The organism is Subtercola sp. YIM 133946 (assembly GCF_036553535.1).
Taxonomy (GTDB): Bacteria; Actinomycetota; Actinomycetes; order Actinomycetales; family Microbacteriaceae; genus Subtercola.
Genome location: NZ_JAZHPE010000009.1, coordinates 1 through 920, shown reverse-complemented (window position 1 = coordinate 920; position 920 = coordinate 1). Strand labels below are relative to the sequence as shown.

Annotated in this window: 1 protein-coding gene; it reads right to left on the bottom strand. The window is 63.7% G+C overall.

Features of this window, described 5'->3' with window-relative positions; all coding sequences use genetic code 11:
* Nucleotides 1–920: VOC family protein (locus tag V3W46_RS02170; RefSeq protein WP_331781448.1), on the bottom strand; the 920-nt coding region annotated here is incomplete at both ends.

Below are 920 nucleotides of genomic sequence, written 5' to 3'. Positions count from 1 at the left end.
CGGTGGGGGTGCCGTGTGTGTGGAAGGTGGAGATGGTCTGCATGCCCCAGGCCTGGCCCTTCTTGCGTTCTTCCTCGCTCCATTCGACGACGGGCTGGTCGGGGTCGAGCAGCAGGCGTGCGCCGGCGTTGGCGAACTCGATACGGTTGCCGCCGGGCTCGTACACGTACAGGAAGAACGTCTGGTTGATGGTGTGCTTGTGCGGTCCGGACTCGATATGGATGCCGTTCTCCAAGAAGATATCGGCCGCCTTCAGAATGTCTTCACGAGTGTCTGGCGCGAACGCGATGTGGTGCAGCCGGTTACCGTGCTTGGTCCAGTCGTCGGAGTAGACCACGTCATACGACTTGTTCTGGAAGTGGAACCACCACGCCGAGAGCCGGCCGTTGTCGAGCCGGATGCGTTCACTCTCCCGCCCACCGAGCGCCGCCGCGATGAACTCACCATTCGCCTCGACGTCTTTGGCGAGGAAGTTGATGTGATCCAGCCGCCGCGCGTTCACCCCGCGACCAGGGAACCTGGACGCCTGGTTCTTCAACGCCGGCCTGTCATCGGTCGCGACGTACCGTTCGGTCTCGTAATAGATCGCCATCTGGTGCCCGTCAGGGTCGCGGAACGCGTACGTCGGCCCGGTACCGACCTCACCATCGACCCAGCCCTCACCGAACCCGGCCCGCTCGATCGCGGCCACCCGCCGCTCGAGCGCCTCCTGGCTCGATGCCCGGAACGACGTACGCCCCACACCCCCAGCCTCTGACGCGGTGAGCTTGACCGTGTACTGCTCGTACTCGTCCCACGTGCGCAGGAACACCGACCCATCACCCTCAGCGACCACCCGCATCGCCAACAACTCCTCGAAGAACCACCTGCTCTTCTCGAACTCCGGAGTGAACAACTCGACATTCGCCAGATGCGCAACA